Annotated in this window: 21 protein-coding genes; 2 read left to right on the forward strand and 19 right to left on the reverse strand. The window is 54.3% G+C overall.

From position 1 onward, the window contains the following. The first annotated feature begins 156 nt into the window (after positions 1-156). Entirely contained in the window at positions 157-837 is a 681-nt protein-coding gene (locus HOJ95_07950; protein MBT6394623.1) for a Crp/Fnr family transcriptional regulator, read from the forward strand. Positions 838-860: 23 nt separating this feature from the next. Here HOJ95_07950 and aroC read toward each other — a convergent pair whose 3' ends face one another. The 12 genes from aroC to HOJ95_08010 form a co-directional block, all read right to left on the reverse strand. Then, on the reverse strand, positions 861-1,940 hold the full coding sequence (gene aroC / locus HOJ95_07955) for a chorismate synthase (GenBank protein ID MBT6394624.1): 1,080 nt from the start codon (positions 1,938-1,940) through the stop codon (positions 861-863). Between the two features lie 22 nt (positions 1,941-1,962). After that, a complete protein-coding gene (locus HOJ95_07960) occupies positions 1,963-2,505 on the reverse strand; it encodes a shikimate kinase (protein MBT6394625.1) in 543 nt (180 codons plus the stop codon). 16 nt (positions 2,506-2,521) lie between these two features. Further along, the gene (gene miaA, locus HOJ95_07965) at positions 2,522-3,520 is read right to left on the reverse strand and encodes a tRNA (adenosine(37)-N6)-dimethylallyltransferase MiaA (protein ID MBT6394626.1); all 999 of its coding nucleotides are present in this window, start codon (positions 3,518-3,520) and stop codon (positions 2,522-2,524) included. Then, positions 3,507-4,040: an Appr-1-p processing protein gene (locus HOJ95_07970; GenBank protein MBT6394627.1), complete on the reverse strand. Its 534-nt coding sequence runs from the start codon at positions 4,038-4,040 to the stop codon at positions 3,507-3,509. The genes miaA and HOJ95_07970 overlap by 14 nt, the downstream gene beginning before the upstream one ends. 73 nt (positions 4,041-4,113) lie before the next feature. Beyond that, positions 4,114-4,509 carry an integration host factor subunit beta gene (locus HOJ95_07975; protein ID MBT6394628.1) on the reverse strand — a complete coding sequence of 132 codons (396 nt, stop codon included), beginning with the start codon at positions 4,507-4,509 and terminating at the stop codon, positions 4,114-4,116. 85 nt (positions 4,510-4,594) lie between these two features. Continuing rightward, entirely contained in the window at positions 4,595-5,509 is a 915-nt protein-coding gene (gene sppA / locus HOJ95_07980) for a signal peptide peptidase SppA (GenBank protein ID MBT6394629.1), read from the reverse strand. 21 nt (positions 5,510-5,530) lie between these two features. Further along, positions 5,531-7,513, reverse strand: coding sequence for a 30S ribosomal protein S1 (locus tag HOJ95_07985; protein MBT6394630.1), 1,983 nt, complete (start codon positions 7,511-7,513; stop codon positions 5,531-5,533). A gap of 146 nt (positions 7,514-7,659) precedes the next feature. Continuing rightward, positions 7,660-8,340: a (d)CMP kinase gene (locus tag HOJ95_07990; protein ID MBT6394631.1), complete on the reverse strand. Its 681-nt coding sequence runs from the start codon at positions 8,338-8,340 to the stop codon at positions 7,660-7,662. 29 nt (positions 8,341-8,369) lie between these two features. Further along, positions 8,370-9,236, reverse strand: coding sequence for a prephenate dehydrogenase/arogenate dehydrogenase family protein (locus tag HOJ95_07995; GenBank protein ID MBT6394632.1), 867 nt, complete (start codon positions 9,234-9,236; stop codon positions 8,370-8,372). Between the two features lie 44 nt (positions 9,237-9,280). Beyond that, entirely contained in the window at positions 9,281-10,369 is a 1,089-nt protein-coding gene (locus tag HOJ95_08000; GenBank protein MBT6394633.1) for a histidinol-phosphate transaminase, read from the reverse strand. A gap of 27 nt (positions 10,370-10,396) precedes the next feature. Further along, the gene (pheA, locus tag HOJ95_08005; GenBank protein MBT6394634.1) at positions 10,397-11,218 is read right to left on the reverse strand and encodes a prephenate dehydratase; all 822 of its coding nucleotides are present in this window, start codon (positions 11,216-11,218) and stop codon (positions 10,397-10,399) included. A gap of 32 nt (positions 11,219-11,250) precedes the next feature. Continuing rightward, on the reverse strand, positions 11,251-12,141 hold the full coding sequence (locus tag HOJ95_08010) for an alpha/beta fold hydrolase (GenBank protein MBT6394635.1): 891 nt from the start codon (positions 12,139-12,141) through the stop codon (positions 11,251-11,253). A gap of 534 nt (positions 12,142-12,675) precedes the next feature. On the opposite strand from HOJ95_08010, the gene HOJ95_08015 reads away from it, so the two are divergent. After that, positions 12,676-14,607, forward strand: coding sequence for a potassium transporter TrkA (locus HOJ95_08015; GenBank protein MBT6394636.1), 1,932 nt, complete (start codon positions 12,676-12,678; stop codon positions 14,605-14,607). 274 nt (positions 14,608-14,881) lie between these two features. On the opposite strand, the gene HOJ95_08020 is transcribed toward HOJ95_08015, so the two are convergent. From HOJ95_08020 to HOJ95_08050, 7 genes are all read right to left on the reverse strand, one after another. Continuing rightward, a complete protein-coding gene (locus HOJ95_08020) occupies positions 14,882-15,427 on the reverse strand; it encodes a hypothetical protein (protein MBT6394637.1) in 546 nt (181 codons plus the stop codon). A 291-nt stretch (positions 15,428-15,718) separates the two neighbouring features. Further along, positions 15,719-16,546 (reverse strand): indole-3-glycerol phosphate synthase TrpC, encoded by an 828-nt coding sequence (trpC, locus tag HOJ95_08025; protein MBT6394638.1) that lies wholly within the window; start codon positions 16,544-16,546, stop codon positions 15,719-15,721. Then, positions 16,543-17,553, reverse strand: coding sequence for an anthranilate phosphoribosyltransferase (trpD, locus tag HOJ95_08030; protein MBT6394639.1), 1,011 nt, complete (start codon positions 17,551-17,553; stop codon positions 16,543-16,545). Before trpD ends, trpC begins: the two co-directional genes overlap by 4 nt. Before the next feature lie 258 nt (positions 17,554-17,811). Beyond that, positions 17,812-18,399 (reverse strand): aminodeoxychorismate/anthranilate synthase component II, encoded by a 588-nt coding sequence (locus HOJ95_08035; protein ID MBT6394640.1) that lies wholly within the window; start codon positions 18,397-18,399, stop codon positions 17,812-17,814. Positions 18,400-18,431: 32 nt separating this feature from the next. After that, on the reverse strand, positions 18,432-19,952 hold the full coding sequence (gene trpE / locus HOJ95_08040; GenBank protein MBT6394641.1) for an anthranilate synthase component I: 1,521 nt from the start codon (positions 19,950-19,952) through the stop codon (positions 18,432-18,434). 253 nt (positions 19,953-20,205) lie between these two features. Then, complete coding sequence (gene truA / locus HOJ95_08045) at positions 20,206-21,000, reverse strand: tRNA pseudouridine(38-40) synthase TruA (GenBank protein ID MBT6394642.1); 795 nt, start codon at positions 20,998-21,000, stop codon at positions 20,206-20,208. A 42-nt stretch (positions 21,001-21,042) separates the two neighbouring features. Next, positions 21,043-21,864 (reverse strand): ATP-binding cassette domain-containing protein (locus HOJ95_08050; protein ID MBT6394643.1); only part of this gene is annotated, 822 nt, incomplete at its 5' end.

Genomic DNA, 21,864 nt, shown 5'->3' on the forward strand with positions numbered 1-21,864 from the left:
AATATCAACCACCAGACATACATGATACCTCAATTTTAGGGTATAATCTTTCGTATCGCCTCTCTTGTCTTAGATAGAAAGCTTTTTTTACTTAGGCAATTGAGCTAAAATCTAGCTAATAAAGCATTTTGCCGGAGATAATTGGAGATACTAAAGGTGTTCGAATCCATTCTTGCCCAGGTTCCATTGTTTTCACATCTGCCCGACGAGGGTCTTGCCGAGTTGGCGGCGAAGCTACACCGCCGCCGCTTTGAGCGCGAGCAGATAATTTTCCACAAAAATGACCCTGGCTCGACTCTGTACATCATCATTTCCGGCAAGGTAAAGATAGCCCTACCCTCGTCCGAGGGCGAGAACGTTCTCGTCGCCCTTCTTTCGACGGGAGATTTCTTTGGAGAGCTCTCACTATTCGACGGCGAGCCTCGCTCGGCAACATCAATTGCCACCGAGGCCACCGATATCCTCACCCTCGATAGAGATGATTTGATCACATATCTTTCCGAGAACACAAAGGCTGCCACCGCAATTCTCGCCGAGCTGAGCCTTCGCCTGAGGCGAACAGATGAGCTCTTGAGCGATGCGGCCTTTTGTAATCTTTCCACCCGGCTGTCTAAAAGAATTATTGACCTGTCCGAGCGCTACGGTCAGCCCGACGAGAATGGAAATATAAAAATTAATATGCGCCTAAGACAGCAGGATCTTGCAGATATGGTGGGGGCCACGCGCGAGAGCGTGAACAAAATGCTAAAGACTTACAAACAAAAAACCTTGATCGAGCTGCAACGGGGCTACCTCACCATCCTCGATGATGAGGGTCTCCGCCGCAGGGCCCGCTGAGAGACTCCCATCTTTAGAGCCCCTTAAATAGAATCTGCACGGCTTCCCAGACCTCGAAGCCAGTGATCAGCCAACACCACCGCCATCATTGCCTCGCCGACAGGAACGGCCCGCGTCGCTACGCATGGATCGTGTCGTCCCTCTACGCTGACCGTTGTTTTCTCGCCTGAAATTGTCACCGTATCCTGCTCACTCAAAATCGACGACGTCGGCTTTACGGCGAACGTGATAACGATTGGCGCCCCAGTGGAAATACCGCCTAGTATGCCGCCCGCGTTATTGGTTCGGGGAACCACAGCGCCTTCGACTATATCGAATGCATCATTGTGCTCGGAGCCCTTCATCGTCGCTGCCCTGAAGCCCGCGCCGACCTCAACGCCTTTTACCGCGTTAATCCCCATGAAGGCAGAGGCAAGGTCAGAATCCAGCCGTCCATACTGTGGTTCTCCCAGACCGGGCGGAACGCCAAGTCCGATAACCGAGATGATGCCACCAAGCGAATCGCCCGCCTTGCGCGCCGCAAGAATGGCCTCCTCCATTTTCTTGGCAGTTTCGGCATCAGGGCAACGGCAACTGTTTCGATCAATTTCCTTGATATCAAAATTTGCCCCGTCCCAGGCGATATCGGCTATCTGGCTGACAAATCCTTGAACCGTTATGCCCCGCTCCAACAGGAATTTTCTGGCAATCGCTCCGGCCGCAACACGCGAGGCCGTTTCTCGGGCGCTTGCCCGGCCTCCGCCCCGGTGGTCGCGGTGGCCCCACTTGGCCCAATAAGTAAAATCAGCATGACCCGGTCGGAACAAGTCTTTGAGATTATCGTACTTCGAGGAATTAGCATCCTTGTTTTTGATCAGTATCGATATGGGCGTACCCGTCGTTTTTCCCTCGAAAACACCCGAGAGGATTTCAGCACGATCATCCTCGCCGCGCTGGGTCGTAATCTGACTTTGCCCCGGCCTGCGACGATCCAAATCGTGTTGCAGATCCGCCTCTTCAAGAGATATCCCGGCAGGACAACCATCCACCACAACACCAATGGCCGGGCCATGAGATTCGCCCCAGGTTGTGAATCGAAATTTTTGGCCAAACGTATTAGACACGGAGAAAATGCCTCCTCTTGGGTTACTTACGGGCTTCCATCCACTCCTGAACACACTTATATACTAACTCACCATTCCTGGCTGGCGTATTTAAATCCGAAACGTCAACAATAACATCCGCCAGCGATTCGTATCGCGGAAGCCGCTCGCCGAGTAATTTTCTCAGAGCTTGCCGGGGCTCAGACTCTCCGTCGAGAAAAGCGGGCCATCCTTTGCGCTCAATCCGATTGAACAAATCATCTTCAGGCACCCGGAGGTAAACCACACAACTTCCCCGGAGCATATCTGGTGCGGCGTCATCAAGGGCGGCCCCACCACCAAGGGCGAGAACCAACTCGGTCTCCTCAAGCGCCTCTGCCAGCAATTCACGCTCCATTTGCCTGAAACGGTCTGCCCCCAAACGGCGAAAAACCTCCCTGACCTCGATTCGCTCACCAAGATCGAGAGATGCCTTCTCCATCAGTCTTCGGTCAAGATCGTCAAACGAAAAATTTATTTGCTCTGCGAGCATAGGGCTCAGAGTCGATTTTCCGGCGCTCTTGAAGCCGATTACCACGATGTTCAATCCGAGCCCCTTAAATTCAACGTCCCGCCACAGTACCCTGGGACTGGGCCGGATGAAAATATGAAAGCAACGATTCGCCTACATGCAAAATCAGGGCATCAAAACTCATTTCACTTGGCTCAAACCAGTGAACGTCCTCAATCCTACGGCCCCAAGTGCGCTGGCGTTTCGCATATTGGCGATGCAGCGTGCTGATGCGCGTCAAGCAATCATCAAAAGCAATCTCACCACAATGAAGCGCCAGGGCGTCCTCATACCCAAGGCCCTCAAAGGAGCGTGCATCGGCAAGCCCCGCGTCCGAGAGCCAAGAGGCCTCATCTTGCATCCCATTTAGCAACATCCACCTGATACGTTCTTTGATACGTTCATCAAGCGTATCACTAGGCCAATCGAGCCCAACATAAAAAGGCCGGGCAAATCCACCCGCAGGCGATTCGGCGCGAAGCTCTGAAATGGGGCGCCCGGTCACCTCATACACCTCCAGTGCACGGATGACCCGCTTCGTGTCGTTGGGATGAATCTTCCCGGCTGCCGCCGGATCGCATTCCACAAGGCTGCGATGCAACGCCTCGGCTCCATCGCGCTCGGCTTGCTCCTCAAGTTTGAGCCTGATGTTTTCATCCGCTCCGGGTCCATCGAAAAGGCCTTCAATCAACGCCTGGATATAGAGACCACTGCCCCCCACCACCATCGGAAACGCGCCTTTGTCGTAAATCCTCTCCGCGCACTCAAGCGCCTCTTCAGCATAGCGCGAGGCGTTAAAAGTCTCATCAGGCTCGGCCACATCAATCATATGGTGCGGCACCACATCCCGCTCTTCAAGGGTGGGCTTGGCCGTTCCTATCGAAAGACTCCGGTATATCTGGCGGGCATCGGCACCAATGATTTCGATGGGCACATCCCGCTCACCAAGCCAGCCAGCCAGGGCAGCCGCGAGCGTCGTTTTCCCGCTACAGGTGGCCCCCACCATCACGGCTATCGGGCGCCAATCGCGGGTGGCTCTACCTTCCGACATTTTCTAGCTCCGCTGCGAACACTTGAAAATCCTTTTCTCCAAACAAAACGAACGCCACCTTCTCGACGCTAGCTGCCTCTGCTTTCAAAAAACTTGACACCATCCGCAACATTTCCCGAGCCGCCTCCTCAACTGGAAGGCCGCCCACTCCTGTACCAATGGCGGGAAATGCGACGCTCGCTACGGCAAGCTTCTCGGCCAAACGCAGGCTAGCCAACGTGCAGGAGGCTACGATTTTCCCAGATGTCTGCAAATCCTGGCCCATGCCAGCAGCATGAATAACATAGCTCGCCATCAAGGCACCTGCACCGGTGGCAACAGCATCACCAACTTCGATGGGACCTAAGGCAAGGGCGTGCTCCTCGATGATTGAGCCACCCTTGGACTTGATCGCGCCAGCAACACCGGCACCCATCCACAAGTGATTATTTGCAGCGTTTACAATGGCTTCGGTGGAAGATTCCGTGATGTCGCCTTGGGACAAGCACACACGTCCCCGGCCGATAATCTTCTCATGCATGGGATCGGCTTCCATGCGTGGCGGAGCAGTTAACGATAATGCGCCTGTCTTGAGAGGCTTGGAAATTTATAAACTAAAAACGGTTCTCTTCCGATGAACCGCTCAAGACACCGGAAACCGGCTGCGATGATTGAGGCGCATCGCCACCCGAGTTGCCAGCGGCAAACGAGTCCGCCTCGGCGGGAGTATCGACGATACTGTCCACCATCTCGCGCAATTCCTTGCCTGCTTTAAAAAACGGAACTTTCTTGGGGGGGATTTGCACCGTAGCGCCGGTGCGCGGATTACGACCATCACGGCTATCGCGGGCTCTTACACGGAAACTACCAAACCCTCGAAGCTCTACCTTATCGCCTTCGGCCAAAGCGGAAATGATACTTCCGAAAACGATGTTCACTACGCGTTCAGTATCTTTTTTAGTGAGATTAATCTTCGACGAGACTTTTTCAACCATTTCGGCCTTAGTCATAAGAACGAAACCTCCTTGACTTTAATTCTGTCGCCGAAGCGCCTTGCGGCAGTCTCCTTAATCGGGCAGCGACGTTAAAAGAAAATTATCTCCACATGTATTGTAGCATGACGGGAGAGCCTCCAAAATAGGAAGAGGCACCGCCATTCAACCATCCCATAACTGACTTGTTGAACATTCCCAGAAAGCCTTCTCTCGATTTAATCTCAAAAAGCCTGGGTTCTCCTTCGATTTTGGCAAATCGAGCCGCCTCTAGCGCCGCATCCCACTGGCTGCCAAGGCTGTCCACCAAACCCAATTTCATCGCTCGCTCGCCGCTGTAAACACTACCATCGGCAATCTTGCGGGCACGGTCGACAGACATATTCCGTCCCCTCGACACGGCCGCCACAAATTGCTCATACGTATCGTCGATGAGGTTTTGAAATATTTTTCGATCCTCATCGGTCATCGGCCGTAATGGCGAGCCCATGTCCTTATGCGGCGCACTCTTAATTACGTTGAACGACAGACCAAGCTTGCCAAGCATCTTTTCCGCATTAGGCAGAACAACGATAACCCCAATACTTCCCGTCACGGTGCCGGGATAGGAAAAAATCTTGTCGGCCGCCGAGGCGATATAATATCCGCCCGAGGCCGCCACACTCCCCAGCGAGGCGACCACCTTACGACCGGTTTTTCGAAATCTTTGAACTTCCTCGTAAATCTCCTGGGTCGGAGCCACGGCCCCACCAGGACTGTCGATCCGAAGCAACAAAGATTTAACCCGGCTGCTGCGACGCATTTTAGTAAGACTATCAACCGTCTTCTTTGCGTCAAAAATATTTCCCTTTATGCGAACAAGGCCAACAACATCCTTGTCCCCAAAACCAAGGCTAAATCCCGAGGTGTCATCTGCATCGCCTCCCGACAAAAGCCGGGAGATTCCGAACATCCCAACTGCGATGGCCAAGAACAAACAAACGGAGATGAGAAATCCCGGAGTTCTCCAAGCTTTCATCAAAATCCTCCGGCGTCCGCTCTAGGACTCCTCGCTCTTGGCTTCCTCGTCACCTGGCTCAGCAGCACTCTCGGCAACAGCATCGACCGGCGCATCATCACTCTCGGCAACGACTTCAACCGGCGCAGCAGCACTCTCGGCAACGACTTCGACCGGCGCATCATCACTCTCGGCAACGACTTCGACCGGCGCATCACCACCCTCGGCAACAACATCTGCTGTCTGGGCTTCGGGTGTCTCATCACTGGGCACTGGCTCGGGTACTGGTTCTGGCTCGGGCACTGGCTCGGGCTCAGGACCTCTTTTCACAAGCGGGTCCTCGCCCGTGGCCTCGATATAAGCCTTTATACTCATACCAAGTTTGCGCTGGTCAGCCTCAATCTTAATTACGCGCATCTTGTAGACATCACCGACCCGCACCAAATCCTCTGGCTTGTTCACTTTTTCGATACTGATCTCGGAGATATGGACCAAGCCTTCCATCTCATCCTCGGGGGCGGCGAACACGCCAAAATTCGTAATCTTCGTGACTTCCGCCTCAAGGTCATCGCCAACGGCGTAGCGAGAATCAATGTCAGCCCACGGGTCTTTTCCAAGTTGCTTGATACCCAAGGAAAGGCGCTCTTTGGAAACATCAACGCTCAGAACCACAGCCTCGACCTCATCGCCTTTCTTGAGAGCCTCGGAGGGGTGTTTGTAGCGCTGCGTCCAGGAGATGTCAGAGATGTGAATCAACCCGTCAATGCCCTCTTCAAGCGCAACGAAAACGCCGAACTCTGTAAGGTTGCGAATCTGACCGCTCACCTTTGTGCCGACAGGATATTTCTCCTCAACCTCAGTCCAGGGGTTGGCCTCGATCTGCTTCATACCAAGTGAGATACGCCTTGATTCCTTATCCAGGCTGAGAACTACCGCCTCGACAATATCCCCAATGGTGACGATCTTCGAGGGGTGCCGGTTGCGACGGGTCCAAGACATTTCAGATATGTGAACCAGCCCCTCGACACCCGGCTCAAGCTCGACAAATGCACCGTAGTCGGTGATGGAAACCACACGCCCACGGACCTTGCCTGTTTCGGGATACTTGATTTCGACACCCTGCCACGGGTCAGGGGTGATCTGCTTGTGGCCAAGGGAGACGCGCTCGCGCTCTTTATCGAATTTGAGGATGATCACCTTCACCGTGTCGCCAATGGAGAGCAGCTCACTCGGGTGGCTCACACGTCCCCAGGAGAGATCAGTGATGTGAAGAAGACCGTCGATTCCGCCCAGGTCAATAAACGCGCCGTAGTCGGTGATGTTCTTTACGACACCGATAGTCTCAAGACCATCCTCAAGATTACTCAGCGTCTCGCGCTTGAGCTCGGAGCGCTCGTCCTCAAGAAGAATACGACGCGACAAAACGATGTTGCCCCGCTTGCGGTTGAGCTTGATGATTTTGAGATCGAACGTCTGTCCGATGAACTGATCAAGATTCCTGACCGGTCGAAGATCCACCTGCGAGCCAGGAAGGAATGCTTTGAGCCCGATGTCTACCGTGAGACCACCCTTGATGCGGGCAATGACGCGGCCCGGCACGGTCTCCTCGTCGTCGTAGGCACGAGAAATCTCGTCCCACACCTTGATGCGGTTGGCCTTCTCTTTTGAGAGGACGATCCGTCCATCCTCATCCTCGCGAGACTCAACATAAACCTCAACTAAATCGCCCGGTGAAAGCGAGCGAGCGCGATCAGAAAACTCGCGGCGCGAGACAAACCCTTCTGATTTGTAGCCCACGTCAACAAGAAGAAAATCACTTTCAATGCGAACCACTGTGCCGTTGACGATCTCACCATCCTTCACCGGATCGAGTGTGGAGGAGTAGATCGCCTCCATCTGCTCGAACGAAAGCGAGTCAGGATCTTGATCGTAAAGAGATTCATCTATTACGGTTACTTCGGCGGTTTCAACTGTGGATTCGTCTGCGGATTCGTCTGCGGGCGGAGAAGAAGGATTGTCTGTCATTCGATTGCTTAACCTCTGAGTAAAAAGGGTGAAGACCTCTTGGACAGCCCGGGGCCCCTACCCCAAACGGCCCCTTAAGAGGCACCTGCAGGAAAGCGGGAACACTACTGCACCGAGGCGAGTGTGTCAAGACAACTCATGTAAGGTCAATGAGTTGGAAACACCTCAGGATACTTATCGGAAATGGCTGAAATCATAATTTCAAGGACCTGATCGATGGATAAGCTCGTGGTTTCAATACGAATGGCATCCTCGGCCGAGACCAGGGGTGCCTGCTCGCGCTCCCTGTCCCGCCGGTCTCGCTCCCTCAGATTCGCCCCCAGCGTTTCAGGGTCAAAATCGACCCCTTTTTCGCGTAATTCCCCGAATCGGCGTTGAATACGTACCTCGATATCGGCATCAAGAAAGAATTTCACCTGGGCGCCCGGAAAAACAACGGTTCCGATATCTCGGCCATCGATTACGGCGCCCTTTTTAAGGCCATAGCTTCGCTGGAATTCAAGGAGCGCCGCCCGCACCCCAGGATAGGTAGAAACCTTTGAAGCAGCATCACTTACACGCTCCTCGCGCAGATTTTCGGTGGCGTCTTGGTCATTAAGAAAATTTCGCCACCCCTGGCCAGTCTTTCGGCACCCAAAATCAAGATTCTCCGCCTGAGCAATGGCCACTTCCTTATCTTCAGGGCTCCCCCCTGCCTCAAGTACACTCAAGCCCACCGCCCGGTAAAGAGCGCCCGATTCCAGGTAATCCCACCCTAGTTTGTCAGCAATGGTTTTGGCCATCGTACTTTTGCCAGAGCCTGCGGGACCATCAATCGGGATAACTATCCCCTTGCCTGACGTGTCTTTTGGTCGCATTACAACCAACCCTTCTCTCGGAGCCAATTATCACGACCCTCCTTGGCCCGGCGAAAAGCCTGCTCCAGCCCCTCTTCTTCTTCAGCCTCAACAGCTTGTCTGAGCTCGGCAAGGCTCTTCTCAAAGGCATCGAGAGAGGCCAGCAGCGTTTCCTTGTTGTCGAGGCAAATCTCCCGCCACATCTCCGGGTTGCTCGATGCGATTCGCGTGAAATCCCTAAAACCTCCCGCCGCATAGGGAACCGCCCCGCCATCAAGGGCCATGTTCACCAGCGCATAGGCCACCAGATGGGGCAGATGGCTGATGTCCGCCATGATTCGGTCGTGGCGATCGGGCTCAATGATGTCCACGAACGCGCCCACCCCCTCCCAAAGCGCCCGAAGGGCTTCGACGGCTCCCGAATCCGAGGCTGATGTAGGCGTCAAAATTGTTCGGTGGTTTTCATAAAGCGTGGCAAAACTCGCCTCGACCCCTGAGTGCTCGGTGCCCGCAATGGGGTGCCCTCCCACAAAACGCACGCTGCCCAATTCCATGGCCTCGACCGCCTTGACGAAGGGGCCCTTGACGCTGCCCGCATCGGTGAGTATCGCCCCTGGCTCCATCACAGGAAGAATATTGCGAACCACCTCAACGGCGGCTCGAACCGGCGTGCACACCACGACAATGTCCGAGCCTTTGACCGCCTTTGCGTGGTCGGTCTCGATCTCATCGACAACACCAAGTTCAATGGCTTTTTCGAGATTCCCCATGCTCCGGCCCGCACCAACAAAACGCGAGACCAGCCCTCGCTCGCGGGCTGCCCGGGCCAGGGAGCCGCCAATCAGGCCAACCCCGATGATCGTCATCTGTTTAAATTGCGTACCCATCTTCTTGCTCAATCCTTATCGAAAACAAAACCGAAAAAAATTATCTATTTACCCAAAACGGTGGCCAGCGCCTCAATCACCCGAAGATTTTCCTCAGGCGTGCCAATTGAAATTCTCACATGGGCGGGAAATCCATAACCCGCGACGGGGCGAACAATCACACCCTCGCGCAAAAGGCTCTCGTAGGTTTTCATCCCCTCGCCCACCTCGGCCATGATGAAATTCCCCTGGGTGGGCACAAAAGGGATACCTAAAGCCGCTAGCTCCCGGACGAAATACTCCCTGCCCTCGGCATTCACCCGGACACTTTCCGCCACATGCCCCAAATCCCCGAGGGCAGCCTCGGCCGCAGCGAGCGCCAGCGAATTCACGTTGAACGGCTCGCGCACTTTGTTGATCGTCTCAATCACCTCGGGCGCCGCGATTCCGTAGCCAACCCGAAGCCCGGCCAGCCCATACGCCTTTGAGAAGGTTCGCACCGCAACGAGGTTCGCGTACTCGGAAATCAGTTTTGAGGCATCAGGATAATCTTCCCGATGGACATACTGGAAATAGGCCTCGTCCACAACCACCAGCGTATGCTCGGGCACACCTTCGATAAACTTGCGGAGCGCGGCCTCGCCAACCGCCGTTCCGGTGGGGTTGTTCGGATTCGCGATAAACACCGCCTTTGTCTTCTCGCACACAAGCTCGGCCATCTTATCGAGATCGTGGGTATAGTCCCGCATCGGTGCCATGCGCATCTCGCAATTCGAAAGCTGGGACACGATCAGGTAGACGATGAATGCCCCCTCGGAGAACACCACAGGGTCATCCGGATCAAGAAAAGCGTGCGCGATATTTTCGAGCACCTCGTTCGTGCCGTTGCCTACGGTGAAGTGCTCGGGGGAGAGCCCGTGAAAATCGGCCAGGGCGCGTTTGAAATAAAAAGCCCCGCCATCCGGGTAGCGGTGCACACCACCTATCGCCGCTCGCACAGCCTCCATGCCCCTTGGCGAGGGGCCAAGTGGATTCTCGTTCGAGGCCACTTTTATTGAATCAGAGATGCCAAGTTCGCGCTCAAGCTCCTCGACCGGCTTGCCGGGCTGATAAACGACAATATCCTCGGCCGAGCGCGAAGTCTTGATTTTCATTTCATACTCCAATTGTCATTCATGTACTCAACCCGCCACAGGATAGGAGCCAAGAAGCCTAAAGAACGTAACACTCTCCCTCAACTCTAAAATGGCTTCGGCCAAACCCTCATCCTCGGCATGGCCTTCGAGATCCATGAAAAAGATATAGTCCCAAGCCTTTCGGCGCGAGGGGCGCGATTCAATTTTCGTCATATTGAGACCACGCTCGGCGATCGGGGCCAGCGCTTTATGGAGTGCGCCCGGTTCGTTTTTCAGGACAAAAAGCAGGCTTGTTCCCGATCTGGCAGCGCGCGGGGCAGGCTCTTTTCCAAGCACGAAAAACCGTGTCACGTTGATGCTCTCCGTATCGAGCTTTGAGGCGGCAATTTCTAGGCCATATTTCTTCGCCGCCAGGGCGCTTCCCAAAGCCGCAAGCTCTGGATTATTTCCCGCCTCCTGGGCCGCCAGCGAGGTACTGGCCACCTCCTCGATGGCAACGCCCGGAAGATTCGCCTGAAGCCAGCGCCGGCACTGGGCCACGGCATGTGGATGACTGAGCACCCTTTTGATGTTTCCCAGCCCTCCGGCATTGGTCAACAAATGAATGTCGATGGGAAGCGAAACGCCCCCCGTGATAATAAGCGGGGAATCGATAAGACGGTCCAGCGTGATGTTCACCGTACCCTCGAGGGCATTTTCCACGGGAACAACGCCCATGTCAGAGCGGCCCGCCTCTGTGTCGTCAAAAATCGCGGCAATTGTCGCCGAGGGGATAAACTCGACCTCATCGCCAAAATGGCGAATCGCCGCCTCATGGGTGAAAGTCGCCTCAGGACCAAGAAAACTCACCCGCAATCGTTCTGCCATGTATACCTCCCCCTTCTCTCGGCCTTTGTCGCCTAGAGGTATTTCTTGAACCAGTCCACCGCCTCACTCATCCCAATTTCATGAAGATCGGGCCTTACGAAATGATAAGACTCATAGTGTTGCGCGCCGGGCAGCTTCACAAGTTTCTTGGGCTCGCCCAATGCCTCAAAGCAGGCCAACTGCTGATCCACTGGAACCAGCATGTCGTTTTCTGAGTAAATGATCATCACCGGCCTGGGCGAAATGCGACCTGCCACCCATTCAGGTTTATAGCGCCAGCAAGCCTCGGCACTCTCTAAATCATAGTCGCTTACAAAGCGATGGTCTTTGCTATGGTGCGCCTGGATTACGCTCCTGGTATGCGGGTCGCTGAGCATAATTTCAGTTAAGGGGACCTCGCTTTTCTCGCCAGATACAACACGCTTGCGCGCCGCCTCGCGCACCCGCTCCTTGAACGCCACCCATTCGTGCGGCCGGCGAACCGAACTCATCCACCGCTCGCCCTCGAAGACCCCGACCGAAGTCACCACGACCTTGACCCGCTCATCGAACGCCGCCACCCAGACGGCATTTGCACCGCCAAAACTTGTGCCGTAAATACCGATGCGCTCAGAGTCAACGTCCTCAAGTGTCTCCAAGTAGCTAATGGCATCATAGGTGTCTTGTGCCTGCTCAAGCGGGCGCTGGCGGCCCCGCTCTCCCTCGCTGACCCCGAAACCCCGGTGGTCTGGCGCCAGAACGAAATATCCTTCCTCTGAAAGTCGCCTCGGCACGTCGAGCCCGTAGACATCCTTCATTCCGCTATAGCCATGAAGAGAGATGATGGCGGGCCCCGGCGGATCGCCTTTTTCCCAACCCTTTGGCGGGTACAGGTAGGCCGCGATTTTCAGACCTTCGCTGAAATAAGTTATCTCCTCATACATCGCAAGGCTCTCCCTTTCGGCAAGAAGGCCTGACGCTAGGTGCGCATCCAGACCCCTATTCGACATCATGCCGAATTTATTTTGAATGGTAGAATAATTGCCTTAATCCATTACCCACATTTACCACGAGGCCCAGCGCGCGGTCGAGCGACAGTTCAAACAACTCCACAAAACTGGGAGCACAGTCCGATGTCACGCCAAGAGGTGACATGTTCATGTAGCCTTGGCCTTCTTTTCTAGCGCATTGCCATCGGGCCGTATTCGACCATGAAGGGCACTGTTTGCAGGCGGGGTTGGCCCCAGAGAAGGATATCAACCGCAAACGAAATAAAGCCTCTCCTTGAGCGTGAATTTTCCTACAGGAGACCTTGAGGTATCTTTTCTATCCACTTGACGGGCCAACCTTGTGAGAGTTGTCTCCCGAGTATAGTCCGCTTCACAGGAGATTGAAAAAGAGGGCGCGTCACCGCATAATTCTGGTTCCCAAGAAACTCGAATCTTGACATAAGGCACCGAGAGAGGAAAAACAGCGGCATGCTACCAATTCACCAAAATACTATTATCTTTCTTGCTTCCCTTATCCTCGTATCCCTCGCATCAAAACAATTTGGCCAATTTTTCATCAAAATCAAATTGCCGCTAATCACCGGCTTTCTTTTCGCCGGGATCGTTTCGGGTCCGACGGGCCTGAACATCATTTCGATGGAGGCGGTAAAATCCCTTCGTTATGTCGATCAGATCGCGCTGGGCTTTATCGCTTTTTGCGCCGGGGCGGAACTCTATCTCTATGAGCTGAAAGACCTTCTAAAAGGCATCAAGTGGATAACCGTCGGGCTTGTCGTCAGCACATTCAGCCTGGGCGCCCTGAGCGTTTTCATGCTGACCGATTTTATTCCCGTGATAAAAGAGATGCCACTTAACGGCAAGATCGCCGTTTCCCTGCTGGCGGGGTCGATCCTGGTGGCGCGCTCCCCGTCGTCCGCCATCGCCATCATCAAGGAGCTCCGCGCGAAGGGCCCCTTCACCCAGACGGCGCTGGGCGTGACCGTCATCATGGATGGCGTCGTCATCGTCGTATTCGCGCTTAACTCCTCCATCGCGGACGCCCTTTTAACCAACACCAGCGCCAACCTCGGTTTCGTGCTTCTTCTGGCAGCCGAGCTGTCCGCCTCGATTGCCTTTGGGCTCGTACTAGGAAAGCTTCTGGGGTTTATCGCGTCCCGCAAGTGGGAAATCCGGATCAAAATCGCATTGGTGCTTTTGCTCGGCTACGGCGTTTTCTTTTCATCCGATTTCGTCCGCCACTACACGGCCAACAATTATTCCTTCGAAGTTCTATTGGAACCACTCCTGATCTGCATGATCGGCGGCTTCCAGGTGGCGAATTACAGCACCTGCCGGGAGGACTTCCAGAGAATCCTCCATCAGGTCTCGCCGGTGGTTTATCTGATCTTCTTTACGCTGATAGGCGCCTCCCTGCAGATAAATATTCTATTGGACATCTGGCCGATCACGCTGGCGCTGTTCGTCGCGAGAATCGTCGGCATATTCTTTGGCTCTTATACCGGCGGCGCGCTGGCGAAGAACCCACCGGCCCATAACCGCATCAGCTGGATGGCCTACATCACCCAGGCGGGTATCGGGCTGGGGCTGACGACCCAGGTCGCCGTGGAGTTTCCCGAATGGGGGCCCACGTTCGCCACGATGATGATATCCGTCATCGTGATCAACCAGATTGTCGGCCCCTCGTTTTTCAAGATGGCGATTAATCTTGTGAGCGAATCGCAGCCGCTCCCGGCAAAAACCGAAGTCGGCGTTTTGCACAACGCGATTATTTTCGGCTCCGACGGGCGCGCTTTCGCCCTGGCGCGCCAACTGCATTTTCACCACTGGCAGGTGAAGATGGCCACGCTTTTACAACCGGATCAGGAAAGTGCGGTGAAATCGGGCGTTGAAGTTCATCGAATCTCCGAACTTTCGGCCAATGAATTGCAATTTTTGGGCGGAGCCGGAGCGGGGGCCATCGTGGCCATGCTCTCCGATGAGGAAAATTTTCGGATTTGCGAGATCGCGCGCGAGCATTTCGGCGATGTCCACCTGATCGTCCAGCTGAATGATCGGTCTCAACTCGATCGATTCAAGCCGTTCGGGGCATCCGTCGTGGTTCCCTCCACCGCCATGATTAGCCTTCTGGATCATTACGTGCGCTCACCGTCCGCCGTGTCCCTGCTGCTGGGCATGGAGCAAGATCAGGATATCGTCGATCTCGACATCCACAACATCGGCCTGGCCGAATCGACCCTTCAGGATCTCGAATTACCGGAAGACGTATTGATTATTTCGATTCACCGCGGTCGGGATCTGCTGGTCCCTCACGATCATTTGCATATCCAGGAAGGCGATGTCCTGACGCTCGCCGGACCGGAAAAAACCCTGGACGATCTGGCTGTGCGATTCGAGGCCTAGCAAGCGAGCCCAGACAAGAGGACGAGTACGATGGCGACATTGACGAAATGATCCATCAAAATCCACCCAAACGTAAAGGGACAAAAAACTGGCCCAGCGTCTTCTTGTCTTTCTCAAAACCGATACAGTCAGGCGGGCTAAGGTAAAACAACAATGTTGAAAAGACAGGAAATGGATCGATTCTCGGCAGGGCAAAAAAATGCCCCCCCCCTGGCATTCACTCCGCTCCGGGGGGGAGAAAGATCGGCCGAGGGGGGGGACTTTATACGCTTTTCTACGCGAGGAGCTGAAGTACCGCCTGTGGGATGTTGACGTCGTAGGTGCCGGCCACGGTCGAGGTCGAGCCCGCGATGAACTCCAGATCGTTTGAATTCGTTGAGCCACGAACACCCGAGGAGCCGTTCAACAGTTTAATTTTTCCAAACTGGGTGGTGTTACCAATTCTGTTGATGGTGGTGATCGAGGAGTCGATCTGCGTCTGGTCGGCGGCCCGGGCTATGGCGTCAGACGAGCCCGTGTTTAGAGCGTCAAGGGCCAGGGTCCGGACGGCGCGGAGCTGTTTGAGCACCTCGTCGAGCGCCGCCTCGGCGGTGCGCACAACGCTCACGGCGGTTGAGCTGTTCTTGACCGCCTGGCCAAGGCCAGCAATCTGCGCTCTTAAGTTTTCGGAGATGATGAGACCGGCGAGGTCGTCGGCTGCGCGGTTGATTCTGAAACCCGAGGACAACCGCTCAAGCGATTTCGACATCGCGTTGTCAGTGGACCGCAAGTTACGGGCGGCGTTCAGCGCAGCAATGATTTGGTTTATTCTAAGACCCATCTACAGCTCTCCGAGAGGAAATAATCAAAAACCAGGGCAGCACATACAACAATGCCACCAATCCAATTTTGACCAATCCCCCGGAAGCTGAAATGTTTTTCTTTCAAACTCTGCAACTAGAAAATGTAACGGTTAAGCCAGAATATACTTGAGGTCATATTCCGAAATTTTCGGGAGAGCGTAGGGAAAAAGGCTCATTTCCCACCTAACTATTTGAATCGATTTGGTTTGTTCGTTGTATTTAGCGAAGAATTTATGACCACAAAGAAGGATTACAAGATTTTGGGCGCCTCAAGGCTCAAGGCCTCGTAGTTCCCTGAGCAGAGTCTCCGGGGATGCGGCCCGCATGAGCGACTCTCCCACCAAAACGGCGTCCACCCCCGCCTCGATGAGTGGCTCAACCTCACTCCAGCCAAAAATGCCGCTCTCTGAAACAAAAACGATATCCTCGCTTGCCTCTCGCATCACAAGAGAATGGATGTGGAAGGTATGGTTTGTATCGAGGTCAAACGTTTTGAGATTGCGGTTGTTGACACCCACGATGCGGGAGCCGGAACGAAGAGTGCGCTCCACTTCTTCTTCATCGTAGATCTCGACCAGGGCGACCATGCCCAACTCCTCGGCCTGACAGCGGAGATCCTCAAGAGCAGATGGCTCAAGAATTGCGGCAATAAGTAGTATCGCGTCGGCCCCGGCCTCCCTGGCCTCGAAAACCTGGTAGGGGTCGAAGATAAATTCCTTGCGCATCACAGGAAGACTTACCGCCGAGCGGGTAGCACGAAGGTCGTCAATACTGCCCCGGAACTTGCGGCGCTCGGTTAGAACGGATATGGCGGCGGCCCCCCCCTCGGCATAGCGACGGGCTACATCAACGGGATCGGCCTCCTCGGCAATCGCTCCCTGGGAGGGCGAGGCGCGCTTCACTTCGGCGATAACTTTTATCAGACCATCTTCTGATTCAGCGGGCTTGGCGATAGCATTTTCAAAATCGAGGGTCTCGGGCATGTCGGCGCAACGCGAGCGAAGCTCGACGAGGGGGCGCCTTCCCCGGTCCCCGGCCATGTCTTGCTTAACTCCGTCAACGAGGCCATCGAGAACCGTCTGGGTGCGGAGGGTCATTCGTTGGAGACCTCAATAAGGCGATCGAGCGCCCCACTTGCCTTGCCGGAATCAATGGATTCGGCCGCCATGGCGACGCCCTCGGTGAGGTTTTCCACTTTACCGGCGGCCATCAGCGCTGCCGAGGCGTTGAGCAAAACCACATCGCGCGCGGGGCCCTTCTCGCCGCCGAGAATACTCCGGAGAATTTTGGCGTTGTCCTCGGGCGTGCCGCCGATAAGCTCTGCGATAGGCGCCTCTGCGATACCGGCATCGCCCGGCGATACGTCATAGGTTTTGACTTGCTCGCCATCCCACTCGGAAACGCGGGTGGGACCGGTCAGGGTGATCTCGTCCATGCCGTCGTGTCCATGGACCACGAGTGCCCGCTTGGCACCCACCTTGCCAAGAACGTCGGCGGCGATTTCGGTCAATTGCGGCGCATAAACACCCACGAGTTGGCACTGGGCACCTGCGGGGTTGGTCAGCGGTCCCATGATGTTGAAGATGCTCCGCATGGCAAGCTCGCGGCGCGGGCCGATGGCGTGCTTCATCGCGCCATGAAGGGCCGGGGCAAAGAGGAACCCAAAAAGCGCCTCATCAAGACATTTTCCCACCTGCTCGGGTGAGATTTCGAGGTTCACACCAAGAGCCAGGAGAACGTCGGCGCTGCCCGATTTACTCGATACCGAGCGGTTGCCGTGTTTGGCGACGGGCTGACCGGCGCCAGCGACGACAAAGGCAGCGGTGGTGCTGATGTTGAAGGTGCTGGTACCGTCACCACCTGTGCCGCAGGTATCAACGATGTGGGGGTGTTTGGTTTTGACGGGGGTGACCTTGGCCCGCATGGAGCGCACGCTTCCGGCGATTTCCTCGGGTTTCTCCCCTGCCATGCGCAGCGCTACCAGGTAGCCACCAATTTGGGCGGGCGTTGCCTCACCGGTCATGATCTGGTCCATTATACGTTCTGCTTCACCGGCCGATAGGTGCAGGCCATCCACCAGCTTCGCGATGGCTTCCTGTATCATCTTTTCCCGCCTCATCGAATAACTGCGTGAAATTCTGGAACTAGCTAAAAAAAATACCGGCCCAGAATTGGTAGCTAATGATTTGCCAAATTCAAATTCAGCAGAACCATACAATGCCTCTTAACTTATTTATATTCATTCACTTAGGAAACATACTTCAAGTGACAAACAAGCTTTCAAGGTGACATATGTGCGACATGTGGCACCACCACATCACCCTTGAGCGCACCTCGAAGATACCCTGCCCCGAGGCGGCACTCAACCCCCGACCTCTACTCCGCCCTCAATAGCGTTGCGAAGCAGGTCCATGCCCTCGGGCGATAGTATTGATTCGGGGTGGAATTGCACGCCAGCCACGGGCATATCCTTGATGCGTATCCCCATGATCTCGCCCTCGGTCGTTTCGGCGCACACCTCAATGTTATCCGGCAATGATTCGCGCTCGACAATGAGACTGTGGTACCGGGTTGCCGTCAAAGGATTTGGTAGACCCCTGAACAAACCTTTGCCGTCGTGATGCACCTCGGACGTTTTGCCGTGCATAATTCGACCCGCGCGAACCACCTTTGCCCCGGAGGCCACCGCAACAGCTTGATGCCCCAAACACACGCCAACAATAGGTATTTCACCGCGATAGCGCTCGATCAACGGTATGGACAATCCAGCATTTTCGGGAACACTAGGTCCCGGCGAAACCATCACCAAATCGGGCGCGAACTCCCCCACTTTATTCAGCTCGAACTGATCATTTCGCCATACCGTGACCTCAGCCCCCAGTTCAGCAAGATACTGGACAAGGTTATAGGTAAACGAATCGTAGTTATCGATCATTAATACGCGTGGCATTTTAGACTCTCTCCAGGCTCCCGGGCTGTCGATTATAGCAATCCGCCGCGAGCCACCTCCAGGGCACGAAGCGTGCCCCGAGCCTTGTTGATAGTTTCTTCATACTCAAATTCGGGCTTTGAGTCTGCGACAATTCCTGCGCCCACCTGCAAGTAAAGTTTACCCTCGCGGGCATACAGTGTGCGGATGGCGATGCAGGTGTCCATATTTCCATCGAAGCCAAGATACCCGACCGCGCCAGCATATGGCCCGCGCCTGACTGGCTCTTTTTCATCGATAATTTCCATCGCCCGAACCTTGGGCGCCCCCGAAACCGTTCCGGCAGGAAAAGCCGCCCTCAAAACATCATAAGCGTTCTTGCCCTCTTCTAGTTTGCCAACCACATTACTAACGATGTGCATTACATGGCTATAGCGCTCAACCGTCATCTGCTCAGTAACTTTCACGGTGCCCCGCTCACAAACACGGCCAATATCATTTCGCCCCAAATCGACGAGCATGATGTGCTCTGCACGCTCCTTTTCATCGGCCAAAAGCTCTTCTTCAAGAGCAAGGTCCTCTGCTTCATTTGCCCCCCTTCGGCGTGTTCCAGCAATCGGACGCACTTCGACGAGGTCATCCTCCAGCCGAACAAGGACCTCGGGCGAGGCACCCACCACCGTAGTCTCTCCCAAAGTCAGATAGAACATATAGGGAGAAGGGTTCACTGTGCGAAGAGCCCTGTAAATGGCAAAAGGGTGAACATCGAGCGCACTCTCGAGGCGTTGAGACAAAACAACCTGTATCGCCTCGCCCGCATGTATCATCTCTACTGTTTCGGCCACACGCTCTTCAAATTCATCTTTTGAAAAAGAGGAGTTAAGGCCGGGCATATTGACTACGGGCTCGCCAGATAAATCCTTCGACGGAGGATCCTGAGGCTCGGCAGGAGGTGACACCCTCGGCCCATTCACACGCTCGACCAATGCGTCCACCCTTGCGACAGCATCATTATAAGCGGCCTCCGGATCACCTTCTCCCAAATGAGCCATCGCAACCACCTTCATCCGCTGGCTGACGTGATCGAAAATAATCATCGTGTCGGTGAACATAAAACAGCTCTCGGCCATCCCGAGATCGTCTACTGCCTCATCAGGCAGCCGCTCTATAAAACGAATCATGTCATAGGAAAAATAGCCCACCGCACCGCCCCAAAACCTGGGTAGACCAGGGACATCGACACATCTATAGTTCTTCATCATCTCGCGAAGAGCCTCGATTGGGTCGTCCGTTTTGTAGCTTTCTGACTTTCCTTGTCTCGTAATTCGAACTTCACGCCCTTTACTCTCAAAAATGGCGAATGGTCGGCTTCCGAGAAAACAATACCTGGCCCATTTTTCTCCTCCCTCCACACTTTCGAGAAGAAAAGAATAGGGATCGTCCGCAATTTTCAAATAAGCCGAAACCGGTGTTTCCATATCGGCCATTATCTCCCGGTATACCGGAATGATATTTCCCTTCCTTGCAAGTTCGACAAAGCTTTCCTTGTCGGGCACATATTGCAGCGGTTGCATATTCACCTCAAAAATCTATTTCGCTAACTGCAGACAAAAAAAAGCCACGGCAGATTCTAAAAATCCACCATGGCACCTCGGCTTATCTGTTCGGTATGAATTTATCCGAACATAGGCGGATCTTCCCGCCAGAACCAGGCGCCCCTTCGCCAAGGCCAATCTTCATCGGACCACACAAAATCATACATTTCCAAAAAGCTCCATGACAAAACAACTTAAGTTTCAAGGAAACTCGCAGAGTTCCTCGTCGCCGTCAAGTCTCATCGTCCGGCCCCCAAGCCTCATCTATAGCTGGAGGAGGTAGCTTGTCTCCGTAATCCACACTCACGAGGCAAAGGCCGTGCGCCGGCGCCTTCAGCCCCGCTCGGCTTCTGTGCCGGGCTTCCATAATACCGGGAATATCATCCGGATGTCTCTCGCCACGCCCTAATTCGGCGAGGGTACCAACGATATTACGCACCATAAATCGCAGGAAACCTTCCGCCGTCACCTCGATAAGAACCTCGTCTCCTGCCTCAATGACATCGAGCCGCTCAAGCCTTCGAACTGTCGTTGAAACTGTCGTACTCTCCGGGCAGAAACTCGCAAAATCCTTTTCCCCGACAAAATGGACAGCCGCCTGTCTCATCAATGACAAATCCAGCTTTCTCCTGTGATGCCACACATGGTTCCTTCGAATCGCACTAGGGGTCTTCCTCATCAAAATGCGGTAGCGGTATGTCTTCCGAATAGCATCAAATTGCGCATGAAATTTCTCTTTAGCCTCACGGCAATCAAATATCGAGACATCACCCTTCAGCAGAGAATTCAGACCAAGGCGAATTTTTTTGGGGGTAATATCAGCAGAGGTATTAAAGTGAGCCACCTGCCCCAAAGCATGAACACCGGCATCAGTTCGCCCCGAAGCAAGAACTCGTACTTTTTCATTGCACATTATGAGAAGTGCGCTTTCGATTTCAGATTGAACGGTTCTCTGGCCGGGCTGGAATTGCCATCCGTGAAAATTGGTCCCGTCGTATTCAATCCATAAAACTAAGCGGCGCTTCATTTCATTTCACACAACACGACTAAATCAGAGCCCATGAATCGTTCACTCTCCTGCGGCGAGGCCGACGGCGACACCGTCAAACACCTCTCGCAGACATCTTCCCGTGAAGGAGTCCTCAATTTCGGCAACCTCCTCGGGGGAGCCTGACGCTACAAGGAAGCCACCCGCCTCCCCACCCTCAGGGCCTAGATCAATGATGTAATCCGCCGACTTAATCACATCCATATTGTGCTCGATAATGAGTACGGTGTTTCCTTGATCGACAAGCAGATTCAAAACTGAAAGAAGCTTTTCAATGTCGGCAAAATGAAGACCCGTTGTTGGTTCATCGAGAATATATAATGTTCTTCCCGTCGCGCGCCGGGCGAGTTCTTTCGCCAGCTTGAGTCGCTGTGCCTCACCGCCGCTAAGGGTGGTGGCCGATTGTCCTAAACGAAGATATCCCAACCCCACATCTTGAAGGGATTTCAGTTTCCATCTTATCTCGGTGATATTTTCAAAAAACAAAGCCGCGTGGTCCACTGTCATTCCCAATACATCGGCAATATTGTTTCCTTTGTATCGGACATCCAGCGTATCCCGGTTAAAACGCTTTCCACGGCATTCCCCACACTTGATGTAAAGATCCGGCAAGAAATGCATCTCCATCCGGATGGTTCCGTCTCCTTGGCAGGCCTCACAACGTCCACCTTTAACGTTGAAACTAAAGCGCCCCGGTTGATAGCCTCGCTTTCTAGCCTCGGGCACTTTTGCAAACAGGCTGCGAATCGGCGAGAAAACACCGCTATATGTAGCCGGATTGCTTCGTGGAGTTCTTCCAATCGGAGATTGATCGATGTCGACCACCTTGTCGACCTCATCTAC

The sequence above is a fragment of the Nitrospinaceae bacterium genome (assembly GCA_018669005.1).
Lineage (GTDB): Bacteria > UBA8248 > UBA8248 > UBA8248 > UBA8248 > UBA8248.

What these genes read in the sequence shown, in the direction of transcription:
- miaA (MBT6394626.1), bottom strand. Translation starts at nt 3,520, where the DNA reads ATGTCGGAAGGTAGAGCCACCCGCGATTGGCGCCCGATAGCCGTGATG.
- HOJ95_07970 (MBT6394627.1), bottom strand. Translation starts at nt 4,040, where the DNA reads ATGCATGAGAAGATTATCGGCCGGGGACGTGTGTGCTTGTCCCAAGGC.
- HOJ95_07975 (MBT6394628.1), bottom strand. Translation starts at nt 4,509, where the DNA reads ATGACTAAGGCCGAAATGGTTGAAAAAGTCTCGTCGAAGATTAATCTC.
- sppA (MBT6394629.1), bottom strand. Translation starts at nt 5,509, where the DNA reads ATGAAAGCTTGGAGAACTCCGGGATTTCTCATCTCCGTTTGTTTGTTC.
- HOJ95_07985 (MBT6394630.1), bottom strand. Translation starts at nt 7,513, where the DNA reads ATGACAGACAATCCTTCTTCTCCGCCCGCAGACGAATCCGCAGACGAA.
- HOJ95_07995 (MBT6394632.1), bottom strand. Translation starts at nt 9,236, where the DNA reads ATGGGTACGCAATTTAAACAGATGACGATCATCGGGGTTGGCCTGATT.
- HOJ95_08000 (MBT6394633.1), bottom strand. Translation starts at nt 10,369, where the DNA reads ATGAAAATCAAGACTTCGCGCTCGGCCGAGGATATTGTCGTTTATCAG.
- pheA (MBT6394634.1), bottom strand. Translation starts at nt 11,218, where the DNA reads ATGGCAGAACGATTGCGGGTGAGTTTTCTTGGTCCTGAGGCGACTTTC.
- HOJ95_08010 (MBT6394635.1), bottom strand. Translation starts at nt 12,141, where the DNA reads ATGTATGAGGAGATAACTTATTTCAGCGAAGGTCTGAAAATCGCGGCC.
- HOJ95_08015 (MBT6394636.1), top strand. Translation starts at nt 12,676, where the DNA reads ATGCTACCAATTCACCAAAATACTATTATCTTTCTTGCTTCCCTTATC.
- HOJ95_08020 (MBT6394637.1), bottom strand. Translation starts at nt 15,427, where the DNA reads ATGGGTCTTAGAATAAACCAAATCATTGCTGCGCTGAACGCCGCCCGT.
- trpC (MBT6394638.1), bottom strand. Translation starts at nt 16,546, where the DNA reads ATGACCCTCCGCACCCAGACGGTTCTCGATGGCCTCGTTGACGGAGTT.
- trpD (MBT6394639.1), bottom strand. Translation starts at nt 17,553, where the DNA reads ATGATACAGGAAGCCATCGCGAAGCTGGTGGATGGCCTGCACCTATCG.
- HOJ95_08035 (MBT6394640.1), bottom strand. Translation starts at nt 18,399, where the DNA reads ATGCCACGCGTATTAATGATCGATAACTACGATTCGTTTACCTATAAC.
- trpE (MBT6394641.1), bottom strand. Translation starts at nt 19,952, where the DNA reads ATGCAACCGCTGCAATATGTGCCCGACAAGGAAAGCTTTGTCGAACTT.
- truA (MBT6394642.1), bottom strand. Translation starts at nt 21,000, where the DNA reads ATGAAGCGCCGCTTAGTTTTATGGATTGAATACGACGGGACCAATTTT.